Source organism: Synechococcales cyanobacterium T60_A2020_003 (assembly GCA_015272205.1).
Classification (GTDB): domain Bacteria; phylum Cyanobacteriota; class Cyanobacteriia; order RECH01; family RECH01; genus JACYMB01.
In genome coordinates this window covers 1-12,625 of the sequence record JACYMB010000138.1, presented here as the reverse complement: position 1 = coordinate 12,625, position 12,625 = coordinate 1, and the positions used below count along the sequence as shown (strand labels likewise).

The window sequence follows — 12,625 nt, the reverse complement described above, 5'->3', positions numbered from 1 at the left end:
TGCGACCTTGGGCTTATGAGTCCCCTGCTCTAACCACTGAGCTACTGAGCCTTAATGTGAAAGTCACTCTTTATAAAATATCACATTGGTACACATCGCGAAAACAGTTCTCAAGGAAAATATCTACTGCTTGATATGTATCCCTCAAAGGATGAGTGTACGAGATTTAGGGTTCAACTGCCTGCATGGGGGGCAACATCTTCTAGATCAAACAGCTTAACGCTGCTATGGCTCAACCGTGGTGACGCAAACCTAGATGGGCAAACACCTAACTTAAAAGGGAAAGGGGATAAGCCCTAGGACTCATCCCATCACTCTTCAATAGAATCCGTAGAGACTTAAGGGAGATAGGCAATTGGGTTAACAGTACCCTGGGCTAAATGCACTTCAAAGTGCAAGTGAGGCCCTGTGCTGTACCCAGTACTTCCCATTTCTCCAATTTGCTCACCTTGGTCTACCTCTTGCCCAGCCTTAACACCAATGCTGTCAAGGTGAGCATAGCGAGTCATGCTTCCATCAGGATGGCGCACTTCGATCATATTGCCGTATCCACCAGAGTTCCAGCCTGCATACTCAACAACGCCAGGAGCAGCAGCGTAAACTGGTGTGCCGATTGGGGCAGCAATATCGATACCGTTATGCATTCTTCCCCATCGCCAGCCATACCCGGAAGTCAACTGACCTTGAGCAGGCCAAATGTACCCATTGAAGTCTGCCTGCGAGTTCGGTAAGAATTCATCCGCTGACGGTAAAGGAGGCAAGTCTGGAGAAACCATTCTTCCAGTAATGGGCTCTAACAACGGCTGATAGTTTTCAGAGCCTAAAGGCGCAACCGCAACAAGCTGACTCTCTCGAATATTCTCTACACTTCCCGCGGATCGAACAGGGCTACTGATCGGGGCTGAGGATTGTGTAACGGTGGAAACCCGTGCAGAGACTTGAGGCTCTACTGCAGTTGGAGGCGTAGAAAGCAGACTAGGCACCGAGACAGCTTCAGGAACTTGGGTCACTGGAACGGCAAGGCTGATTTGCAACTGTTCATCAGAGGCATCAGAGGAAGGCGAAAGAGCCTCAGCAGGCACAGCAACCGTAGTAGCTGCAGACTCAGCTAATGCAGCATTGCTGTAACGCTCGCTCATTACGCGAATCTCCCGCAGCAGATTCTCTACATAGGGATTCTCACTGATCGGAGGAATCGGATCTGCCTCACCTACTGAGCGGTCGTTCCGCAGACTTGGAGGAACCACAGAAACTTGCTGTGGAGTCGAGCTCTCAGCCGCAGAAACATTCAACGACCCAGATTGCTGATCTTGAGCGTTAAAACTAGGAGCAGGATCAAGATTCAAATTTGAATCCAGCCTCTGAGCCACCAACGTAGGCGGAACAACTGAAACCTCTGACTCAGCAGTCACGGGAACGGGAACCCGCAACGTTTGACCTACGAAAATATAGTTCGGATCGCTGATATTGTTGTCGGCAACAAGCTGACTTACAGGAACGTTATATTTTCGGGCTAAGCTACTAATCGTATCTCCAGGCGCTACGCGATAGATGATCGAGGTAACAGACTCTACCTCATTAGACTCAAGTGCTGCTGGATTGATCGCCACGGAGTTAGGGGCAACTTCACTATTTGCAGCATTCTGCACATTTGGTAAAACTGCCACACTCTGAGATGGTTCGTCAGCAAACTCAGGCGTCACCTCAGTAGAACTCTCTGAGAGGGCTACAGTCGTAGATGCTTCAGGAACAACGGGCTGCTGAACTAGAGGAGTTGGCTCCGGAGACGGTGTCGCTATAATAGATTGCTGGCGTTCCTGGGAACTACGCTGCTCTAGCTTACGAGCATTCGATGCTGGATTTTCTGAAACGCTGCTATTGAGTGTTACTAAAGACTCTGAAAGTTGCTGACGGCGCTGAGCTAGGTTTTCTAGTGCAACCTGCTGTTCAGCCTGTAGAATCCGATCCGCTTCAGATGCGTCTTGGAGAGATTCTGGTGAAACGGTAGGAACAGCACTTGCCACTAAAGTGCTAGACGTGGATAGTTCTGTCTTCGACGGTGCAACTGTTGATGCGGTGAATGACGCACCTGGAATCCGAAGACGCTGGCCTACTTGGATAGGCTCATTTTCGGAAAGATCGTTTGCGATCGCAATAACTTCGACAGGCACTTTGTACTGCTGCGAAATCTGCCAGAGTGTCTGTCCAGACTCTACGACATGCTCTACAAAGTCCTCTGAAAAGTCGATCCTACTGGAAGTTGCTGCAATCTGAAAGGATCGAGGCAGCTGAGTCACTGTAGACTCACTGGCTCTAGCCTCAGCGGCAGCAGCTCCATCATCATGACGTGGGACTAAGAGACTTGAAGCCCCCATGGATAGAGCGAGACCAACCATCGCAGCAGATGTACGAGTTCTGCGGTTGCCGTTCGCAAACACTTTGGTTGAAGGGTTACCCATCAAGCCAGCGTTGGACTGAACTGAGTGGGTATCAAGTCTAACCTTCTGCGGAAATGCTCGTTTCAAGGAACGACCTCCTAATGATCAGCGTTCAACTGTCTTCAAGCAGTGTAGAGAAGTCTTGTGACTCGCATCACCCTAATTAACGATGTGAATCACCGACAAAGCTCTACCGTTAGGTAACACTACTCTGCTCTTTTTGGCTTAGATAAGCTTACACCAGTGGACAGAAAATTCAAGCACAGACGAATTAAGTAAAACTAATCTATTAGTTCAACTTTTCACTTCAATGCACCAATCTCTTTAGAGCAGCTTCTACCTATAGCGTCTCTACTACAGATTCAACGCTGCATCAAGGAGAATCAACCGCTAAGTTTACTTCAGAATTCCAGATGCAACCAGTATTTTTAATGATTTACATTGCGCCAATCGCGATCGCCGCACCAATTTCAGTCACCACAAATGTCCTTGCAACCCTTTTGGCTCAAGCCTTTTCCAAATGAAGGCTATTGAATAAGTCTTCATGACATCCAGCCTGAAATCAATAAACTCAGTGACTTTTTCTCTAACCATGACTATAGTCTGGAATCCCCGTTCTCTGCTTCTATTTTCTCTGGCGATCGCCTTATTCAGATTGCAGATTTATCTCTAAGAAGCGATGAAGCGATGGAAGCGTTGCTAATCCATGTATCCCAGTTGGCGTCGAGCCTCAAATAAACCAATTGCAGCACTGACGGAGAGATTTAAACTGCGGACTCCGCTCTGGCTCATGGGAATATAGAGAGTCGCATCACATCGGTGTAGGGCATCCTTGGGTAAACCGGTAGTCTCAGCACCAAACAGCAGCCAATCATCCGCTTGAAACTGAAACTTAACATAACTACATTTTCCTGAAGTGCTAAATCCAATCCATCGCCCTCCTTCTGCCTCGCTATGGGCTTGAAATGCATCCAGCGAATCATGGTAGTGCAGGTCAACATAAGGCCAGTAATCTAAGCCCGCTCGCTTCAATTGGCGATCGCTAATTTCAAAGCCAAGAGGCCCAACTAGATGCAGTGGTGTTTCAGTAGCAGCACAGGTGCGAGCAATATTGCCAGTATTTGGAGGAATCAACGGGTTAACTAGAACTACCTTGGGCATTTTGTCATTCAAAAATAGATATTAAGAAGTTATGAAGTGTGAAAGTCAAAAATCACAGTTTTTAGACATTGAATTGGCTCTAAGGGCAACGTTACCCTATCAGGACTCGTAATCAAATCTGTCTTAGATCGCGTCTTTCTCAAGCGAGATAACTAGCATGACCTATATCTTTTTTTAATACTTGGCATGCTTTTTGACACAATCGATACCAATTCTCGGTGAATCACGGTAAGAACGGGCGACATAAATTTCTAGTTTATGGTGCGCTTTGGTGCGGAGTGAACCCTATAGTTGCCCGTTGTCCGTCGTAGTCCTTGTAGTTCTAAGCTAGGAATCCTGGTTTTTCTCTAAAAGTGCATCTATATATATGTATGCTTTTTGCATAGGTGCCAAGCATCGGCTTAGCTAGCCATACAGTAGCGGTTTCCAGGATGCGCTCACGAAAATGACTTGAGAGACATGGGTGGAGTCTGGCTGGTTTGGGCTTGTCCAAAAGTGCCGTTAGGGCAAAAATCGGTCGAGCGCGGCTTTCAGTTCGGCCAACTCTACAGCAATATCTCCTTCACGAGCTGCTCGCGCTACGCACTCGGTTAAGTGTTCATCCAAAATAATCCGTGCCACCCGATCTAAGGCACCACGCACAGCCGCAACCTGAACCAGTACGTCTGGGCAGGCTCTCCCCTCTTGCACCATCGTCTTAATACCGCGAATATGGCCTTCAATTCGAGAGAGGCGATTCACGATTTGTCTTAGAGATTCCTCACTATGGACATGTCCATGATTTTGAGCATTATGGTGATGCTCGTGATCATGGGGTTGGGACGCACAATTGACCGGATGGGAGTGATTCGGGTCTGGCGAAGATGAGTTCGTTTGGGCAAAGTCAGGCATCGTCATGAATTTGTTTACGGTTGCTCGAGTTCAGGACGTACATGCCCCTTCCATACATAGTCTTGAAAAGCTTGAACAATATACGGAAAGCCTAGCTCAGTAAATCTGCATAGTTATTCGTATTGGTTCCAGCTATTCTCCAGAGGGTTAACTGGGTGCATAAAAATCAACACTGCACTCAGCAAGTAATGGTCACACTGTAGTTTTGTCTTTGATTCTAGCCCAATTACGCCAAATAGAGCCGTCATCGCTGCTTCGGCTTCCTATATCCATCCTAAATAACTGCGAATTGTCTGTGAACACAATTGCGTGAACGAACGTCGCTAAGATTGAAATATAGCCAAGGATTTAGCGCGAATGATTTGATTGCGCTTGGAGGTTACGAGTTTACTATGCAGTTTCAACAGTTACTTTGGTATGCAGAACGTATGCTCAACCGTCTCAGAGTTTTTCCTCTACTTCTCTGCATCATGCTTACGGTTGGCTGGCAACAGCCAGTTTGGGCTCAAACGCCAAATCCACGCAGCTTCGTCGCCGATGCTGTGGCACAGGTGGGGCCCTCTGTAGTCCGCATTGACACAGAACGCACAATTACGCGCACCGTTCCTGATACGTTTCTCAACGATCCGTTTTTTCGGAGTTTCTTTGGAGATGAAGTGTTTTCGCAACCCTTTGAGGAACACCTTCAAGGACAGGGATCCGGCTTTATCATCGACAGTAGCGGCATTATTCTCACGAACGCCCATGTCGTCAGTGGTGCTGATCAGGTGACGGTAACCCTACGCGACGGACGCATCTTTGCTGGTGAAGTTCAGGGTAGCGATGAGGTGACCGATTTGGCGGTTGTGAAAGTGACTCCGGACGAGGGTGTGCTTCCGACTGCTACTCTGGGAGATTCGGATCAGGTGCAGGTTGGAGATTGGGCGATCGCCGTTGGAAATCCCCTGGGACTGGATAATACGGTCACGCTGGGTATTGTCAGTACGCTTAATCGCTCTAGTGCATTAGTGGGCATTCCGGACAAGCGCCTTGATTTTATCCAAACGGATGCAGCCATCAATCCCGGTAATTCTGGAGGCCCTCTCCTTAATGATCGGGGGGAAGTCATTGGTATCAATACCGCCATTCGCGCCAATGCAAATGGTATTGGATTTGCCATTCCCATCAACACAGCTAAGGAGATTTCTACGAAACTCGTTCAAGGAGAGCGGATTGTTCATCCTTATATGGGTGTACAAATTGCCACCCTGACACCAGCGCTGGCCAAGCAGAACAATGATGATCCAAATTCCACAACCGTCTTACCGGAGTTGAATGGAGTGCTGGTGGTTGGAGTGGTGCCAAATTCTCCAGCGGCAGCAGCGGGTTTACGTCGAGGTGACGTGATCACATCTGTTGACGGCCAGAGTGTGACGGCTGCCGACCAGTTACAATCTTGGGTGGATCAAACCTCCGTTGGACAAACGCTGCGGCTAACCGTTCATCGGGGCGATCGCACGCAACAACTCTCCGTTCGAACGGCAGAACTACCGACATCGTAGATCACAATACTATAGACAAAAAGCGCTCCATAGAGGCCAGGAGCGCTTTTTGTCGTTAAAGATTTAGCACATCAACAGAAGCTGTGAAGCACGGTAACAAGCTTCTAGTTTTGAGACAAAGATTCAGTTGAAGATAGACGAGCGATCGCCCCTCAAGATTGACGTTTTACTCCTCATCGTCCTCAAAATCATCGCTATCATCTGCGTCTTCGGCTTCATCATAGAAGCCTATCTCATCACTAAGGAACTCACTTCCATCGTCAATCACAGGAGAAGAAAAACGAGTGCCTTGACTAGAGTACTTCGAGCGATCAAGTCGGCTATCTACTCCACCCCGCATCATGTCAGAGGGGAACATATCAAGTCCGCCCTCCATTTCGTACGTGCGAGCGGTGCGATCATCCAACACGATATCTGGAATTTCTCCATCATCTAAGATTGGTGAATCCAGCCCTGTATCCGGTTCAATGCTATTCATCTCTTCATAGGCATTGAATCCTGTACCAGCGGGGATCAAGCGACCAATGATTACGTTCTCCTTCAAGCCTCGGAGCCAATCCGATTTACCCTCAATCGCCGCTTCTGTCAAGACACGGGTTGTTTCTTGGAAGCTTGCCGCTGAAATAAAGCTATCGGTATTGAGCGATGCCTTGGTAATTCCCAAAAGTACGGGAGTGTACTGTGCAGGTGCACCACCCGTAATCGACAGCGCTTCGTTTACCTGCTCCACTTGATAGAGTTCAACCAGTTCGCCCGGTAGCATCGTGGTATCCCCCCCATCATCAATACGTACCTTCGAAGTCATCTGACGCACAATCACTTCGATGTGTTTGTCCGAAATATCAATCCCCTGGGACTGGTACACTGACTGAACCTCGTTAACCAAGAAGGTTTGTACCTTACCGAGGCTCAACAGCGCGGCCTCGCGGGCACCGAGGGAATCTTTGTACAGTTCGAAGAAAATTTCCAGAATCTCATGGGGATTGGCAGGGCCATCCGTGAGGGGCTCTGCCGCATCCACGTGTTGTCCATCAGCAACCAACACATTCTGTCCTGGGCCTAGCGAGTATTCCGTAATGACCCCATCCTCCTCAATGACCTTAATCTCAGCAACATCATCATCGCTGTAGACTACCTGAGCGGTACCGGGGCGGGTTGCTAAAATACACGCTTCTTTAGGACGACGTGCCTCTAGTAGTTCCTCGATCCTGGGCAAACCTTGGATAATATCACCTGTCTTGGTGCGTTCGAAGACCAGCAGAACTAGGTTGTCACCCCGTTGCACCAGATCGCCATCGTCAATGTGAAGAACCGCACCACCTGATACCCGGTAAGGGCGGGCAAGACGCAAAACTACACTGCCGTCTTCAATGGAAACGACCTGACCCGATTCAGGAACAGTTACGCCGGGAGCAACTTCGGAACCTGATACAAGTAACGCACCCACCTTAACAGCGGACGATTGTCCATTTAGATCAACCGTAATCAGGTCAGCTTGACGCACAACCAGAACTCGTCGGATCGCTTCTGCTCCTTCACGAATACCGCGAATTTCGCCCGCTTCCTTGCACTGAATTTCCGTACGGGCAACAACAGCGCCGGGAGCAATCTGATCGCCATCTTGCACCAAAATGGTCGTTCGGGTGCTTCCTTGAGTTTGATCAGCGACTACATCCCGACGAATCACGAGAGATTCGAGGATCACAAGCTGCAAACGCAGAGTGTCCGGATCCTCTTCGTCTGGAACTAGTTCAATATCTGCTGCAAGCTGGGGAGTTTCTTGATCGATCTCGAGCACAAGCTGAGTTCGAAGCAGCTCTATCCCTTCAACTGACTTAACCCGCTCACCATCTTTGTATGGAATCCGTTGAACCGCTCTTAGACGAATAGATTGAGACGCATCTTCACTCGTCGATTCCTGACTGGGAATAGAAGGCTCATCCGGCACAGGGAACTCAGTCACAGGTCGGAGCAATAGCGCGGGCCCTTCTGGAGTTTCAATGTATTCCACATAGCGCAACTCATCTACTGTGAGGCCTGGAATCACTTCTTGCCCCGGTGTTGCGATAGAAGCATCTTTTCCAGCGATCGCGTCTGGGTTATCTACCATATGCAAATCGCCCGGTTTGACCACGATCTCTCGCAGAATGTCATTTTTTTGCGTGACCTCAATGACGCCATTGCTCTGGCAGAAGATGTCTTTGACAACTTCAGTACCTGCCTCAACGTATTGGCCATCTTCAACCAGCAAGAGCGAAATATCTTTGTTGACTTCGTGAGCTTCTTCCGGGATCCAAAGCAGAGTTCCACCTTTGACCACTTCGTAGCCTTGCTTAGCCTTACCCCGCTTAGCCACTTCAACACCAGAGTATTTCAGGATTCCACCCGTGCGAGTGTGATAGCGGTCATCGATGAGCTCCGCAACAACCTGGTTATTCGTGACTTTCGTACCCGGAGTTGCGATCAACGAAAAACGCTGCCCGTCTTTAGCTTCAATAACGTAATGCTCTTTGCCTTGGTAGCTTTCAGCTTGAACCCGCGCTTGATCCAGGAACACCGAAGCCGTGATGATTTCAACCTCGCGTCCTCCTTTCCCCGTATTGTTGTCCGGAGGAATACGAACAACCCCTCCTTGCTCCGTAATCAAACGGGTTTCAGCCAGGATTGAGTTGGTTTCAACGCGATCGCCATTCTTAACAACGGGTTCAGCACTCGGAGGTAAGTTGTAAACTTCACCGGAAAGTACCCATAGCAAGCCCCCCCGTTGAGCAATACGCGTGGTGTTGCCCTGACGGTCTTTCTTTTCCTCCGGGACTAGGTCAGCAAATTTAACTTCGCCGGAAATGTCCGAGGCAACGTCCTTAGTGGCCTTCTCGGTAACGCGGCGAGTACGGCTAACCGCAGCCATCTCAGAAATAATCTGCCCCGTTTTGACGGTTTCTCCTCCGCCTTTAAACAGGACAGAGCCAGCACCCACCGAGAACTTCTCGCGGCGATTGCCCTCTCCTTCTACAACTAGTTCCACATTGGTCTCAAGAAGAACAGCGTCTTCACCGTGACGGGTTCTGAAGGGACGCGATCGCGGTTGCTTTGGTTTTTCAATCCGCACAACTCCATCAAAGGGAGCCCGGATTTGTTGAGCCACTTCACCTGTGAATACCCCTCCTGTGTGGAATGTCCGCATCGTGAGCTGGGTTCCAGGTTCACCAATAGACTGGGCCGCAATAATTCCAACTGCTTCGCCTAAATCTACAAGGTGAGCATGCGCTAAGCTCCAGCCGTAACACAGTTGGCAGACGGATCGGGTGGCCTCGCAGGTGAGGGGCGATCGCACCATAATCTGCGTAATCCCAGCCTTGGTGATCGTACGCGCTAGCTCATCAGAAACAGCTTGATTCTTAGTTGCAATGATTTCACCAGTTGCAGGATTCACAGCATCTTCAGCGAGAACTCGACCCAGCAGGCGATCCGACAACGGAATGAGCTCACGCTCACCATCCGTCATGCTATGAGCCAGCACGCCTCGCTGAGTGCCACAATCCAACTCCCGCACAATTACATCTTGCGATACGTCAACCAATCGCCGGGTCAGGTATCCAGAGTCCGCAGTCCGGAGTGCTGTATCTACCAATCCCTTCCGCGCACCATAGGAGGAAATAATGTATTCCGTAACCGTCAAGCCTTCGCGGAAATTGGTTTTAATTGGCAGGTCAATAATTTCCCCTTGCGGATCGGCCATCAACCCCCGCATCCCCACAAGCTGTCGTACCTGCGAAATATTACCTCGCGCACCAGAGAAAGCCATCATGTAAACCGAATTCAAAGGGTTACGCGCCTTAAAGTTCCGTACGACCTCATCCTTCAATTCTTCACTCGTGCTGTTCCAGGTATCGATAACCTTCTGGAAACGCTCAACCTCGGTAATTTCGCCGCGAGTGTACCGCGCTTCCGTTTCACGAATTTCTTCCTCAGCCGCATCTAGAAGTTCGCGCTTGCTCGGAGGAACTTCCAAATCATCCACACTAATTGACACGCCTGCCCGCGTTGCATATCGGAAGCCCAGATCTTTTAAGTCATCTGCCATTTGTGCAGTGCGGGCGGTTCCATAGTGCGTGAATGCCCATGCCACCATCTTCTGCAACTGCTTTTTATTAATCGTGCGGTTGCTGAAAATCATTGGCTGTTCAGATTTTGGATTTACGTTCTGCTCTGACATCGTGATGTGTGCCCTCAATCCCTACGCTATTGCTGACCACCACTCGGCGTGGCTTAATTCCCTCAAGTCCTACTCTGCTGACCCGAATCTTCGAGCCAGCAGATTCAAGCCTTAACTCACCAGTGCATCCTGGATCGTCTTGTTATAAATGACACGTCCTGCCGTTGTGCGAATGTACTGAGACAGAATATTGCCATCCGCATCCTTCCGTACCCGACGGAAGCGGTACTTTTGGGTCACCGTGCCGTCATCTGCCCGAATTTCCTCTAGTGGTTCTGCATCGCCCTCATCGTCTTCCACCACCCCATCGTATCGAACCCAAACATAGGCGTGGAGAGATATTTGCTTCTGTTCATACGCAATAATGACATCCTCCATCCCAGAGAAGAAAAGTTCCCGATCAAGCTGGGCGTTAGGGTTCTCAACCGTTAAGTAGTAGCATCCTAAGACCATGTCCTGGCTAGGTGTCACAATCGGACGCCCAGTTGCAGGGGACAGAATATTATTGGATGCCAGCATGAGAAGGCGTGCTTCTGCTTGGGATTCCAACGACAGCGGGACGTGAACCGCCATCTGGTCACCGTCAAAGTCTGCGTTGAAGGCAGGACACACTAGGGGATGAATCTGAATTGCCCGTCCTTCCACCAAAATGGGTTCAAACGCCTGAATACCAAGACGGTGCAAGGTCGGCGCACGATTCAACATCACCGGGTGTCCATCAATAACCTCTTCTAGAACATTCCAAATGCTGGGATCATTACGCTGGATCAGTTTTTTCGCAGCTTTGATATTGTTCACTAGCCCTTGGCGAATCAACCGATGGATCACGAAGGGCTGGAACAGCTCGATCGCCATTTCCTTGGGCAGTCCGCACTGGTGAATTTTGAGCTTTGGCCCAACTACGATTACAGAACGACCAGAGTAGTCAACCCGCTTTCCAAGGAGGTTTTGGCGGAATCGTCCTTGTTTTCCTTCAATAATGTCCGACAGCGACTTCAGAGGACGGTTATTTGCACCCACGACCGTGCGACCGCGACGACCATTGTCAATGAGAGCATCTACCGCTTCTTGCAGCATCCGCTTCTCGTTACGAACAATAATCTCTGGAGCCAGGATTTCCTGTAGTCGGGCGAGACGGTTGTTGCGGTTAATAACGCGGCGGTACAAGTCATTCAAGTCAGACGTTGCAAACCGTCCACCATCCAATTGCACCATTGGGCGCAAGTCCGGCGGAATTACCGGAATCACTGACAGTACCATATACTCTGGGCGAGACCCCGTTGCAATGAAGTTGTCAATGACTCGCAACCGCTTAATTAACTTGGCGCGCTTTTGTCCCTTCGCAGATGCAATCTCTTCGCGCAACTGCTCCGCCTCTGTCTCAAGGTTCAAATCTTCCAAAAGTCGCTGCAGTGCCTCAGCCCCAATGCCAACTTCAATACCAGTGAGTTGGGAATCGTCACTATAAAGCTGGTCCTCAATTTCAATCCACTGATCTTCCGTTAGAAGCTGTTTGTACTGAAGGTTGTCCGCATTGCCCGGATCGAGAACCACATAGGCGTTAAAGTACACAATTTGCTCAACATCCCGCAGGGGCATATCGAGCAGAATAGACATATAGCTAGGAATGCCCTTGAGATACCAAACGTGTGCAACCGGAGCCGCAAGCTTGATGTATCCCATCCGATGACGACGCACCCGTGACTCTGTCACTTCTACGCCACAGCGTTCACAAACAATACCACGGTGACGCACACGCTTATATTTACCGCAGTGACACTCCCAATCACGTGCAGGGCCAAAAATGCGCTCACAAAACAAACCATCCATCTCCGGCTTAAGGGTTCGGTAGTTGATGGTTTCCGGTTTCGTAACCTCGCCAACAACCATACCGTTTGGAAGTGTCCGCTCGCCCCATTGACGAATGCGCTCTGGCGATGCCAGTCCAATTTTGACGTAATCGAAACGCTGCTCTAGCTTAGGCATCAGTGGATTCTTCCTCTTCGTGTTTGCAGGTGGTAGGTAGTACGGTTGGTGCAGTACCCGTCACCTAAAGCAGACTTTGCCTCACGAAATCAAAATAATGCTGAGTATTAGACTCATGAGCCACGGATATCTGCTTCAGGCTTGCGCAGGACTACTCCTCAACTTCTTCCAGATCCATATCTCTGGAAATGGACTCATAGGTCGGGCGTGACGGTGTACGACGGTTGTTAACATCCGCCATCAAATCAACCTCCGTATCGCGGCTGCTTCCGTCCTCATTGGTATCCAGCTTATGAACTGCAATATCCAAACACAGAGACTGCAACTCTCGCATTAATACCTTGAAGGATTCTGGCGTTCCCGGTCTTGGAATTGCTTTACCCTTCACAATT

General features: G+C 49.5%; 7 protein-coding genes. 1 reads left to right on the top strand and 6 read right to left on the bottom strand.

From position 1 onward, the window contains the following. Positions 1–338 precede the first annotated feature (338 nt). From IGR76_07105 to IGR76_07095, 3 genes are all read right to left on the bottom strand, one after another. On the bottom strand, positions 339–2,297 hold the full coding sequence (locus IGR76_07105) for a peptidoglycan DD-metalloendopeptidase family protein (GenBank protein MBF2078277.1): 1,959 nt from the start codon (positions 2,295–2,297) through the stop codon (positions 339–341). Positions 2,298–3,137: 840 nt separating this feature from the next. After that, complete coding sequence (locus IGR76_07100) at positions 3,138–3,599, bottom strand: tRNA (cytidine(34)-2'-O)-methyltransferase (protein ID MBF2078276.1); 462 nt, start codon at positions 3,597–3,599, stop codon at positions 3,138–3,140. Between the two features lie 501 nt (positions 3,600–4,100). Further along, positions 4,101–4,490: a metal-sensitive transcriptional regulator gene (locus tag IGR76_07095; GenBank protein ID MBF2078275.1), complete on the bottom strand. Its 390-nt coding sequence runs from the start codon at positions 4,488–4,490 to the stop codon at positions 4,101–4,103. A 392-nt stretch (positions 4,491–4,882) separates the two neighbouring features. Between IGR76_07095 and IGR76_07090 the strand changes: the two genes are divergently transcribed. Then, on the top strand, positions 4,883–6,031 hold the full coding sequence (locus IGR76_07090) for a trypsin-like peptidase domain-containing protein (GenBank protein MBF2078274.1): 1,149 nt from the start codon (positions 4,883–4,885) through the stop codon (positions 6,029–6,031). Between the two features lie 166 nt (positions 6,032–6,197). Here the strand turns inward: IGR76_07090 and IGR76_07085 are convergent, their stop codons facing one another. From IGR76_07085 to IGR76_07075, 3 genes are all read right to left on the bottom strand, one after another. Further along, entirely contained in the window at positions 6,198–10,247 is a 4,050-nt protein-coding gene (locus IGR76_07085; protein MBF2078273.1) for a DNA-directed RNA polymerase subunit beta', read from the bottom strand. A gap of 111 nt (positions 10,248–10,358) precedes the next feature. Then, entirely contained in the window at positions 10,359–12,233 is a 1,875-nt protein-coding gene (locus IGR76_07080) for a DNA-directed RNA polymerase subunit gamma (GenBank protein ID MBF2078272.1), read from the bottom strand. Positions 12,234–12,384: 151 nt separating this feature from the next. Beyond that, positions 12,385–12,625: hypothetical protein (locus tag IGR76_07075; protein MBF2078271.1), on the bottom strand; the 241-nt coding region annotated here is incomplete at its 5' end.

Excerpts from the sequence above, each read along its gene's own strand:
- IGR76_07090 (MBF2078274.1), top strand. The coding sequence starts at position 4,883 with ATGCAGTTTCAACAGTTACTTTGGTATGCAGAACGTATGCTCAACCGT.
- IGR76_07100 (MBF2078276.1), bottom strand. The coding sequence starts at position 3,599 with ATGCCCAAGGTAGTTCTAGTTAACCCGTTGATTCCTCCAAATACTGGC.
- IGR76_07095 (MBF2078275.1), bottom strand. The coding sequence starts at position 4,490 with ATGCCTGACTTTGCCCAAACGAACTCATCTTCGCCAGACCCGAATCAC.
- IGR76_07080 (MBF2078272.1), bottom strand. The coding sequence starts at position 12,233 with ATGCCTAAGCTAGAGCAGCGTTTCGATTACGTCAAAATTGGACTGGCA.
- IGR76_07085 (MBF2078273.1), bottom strand. The coding sequence starts at position 10,247 with ATGTCAGAGCAGAACGTAAATCCAAAATCTGAACAGCCAATGATTTTC.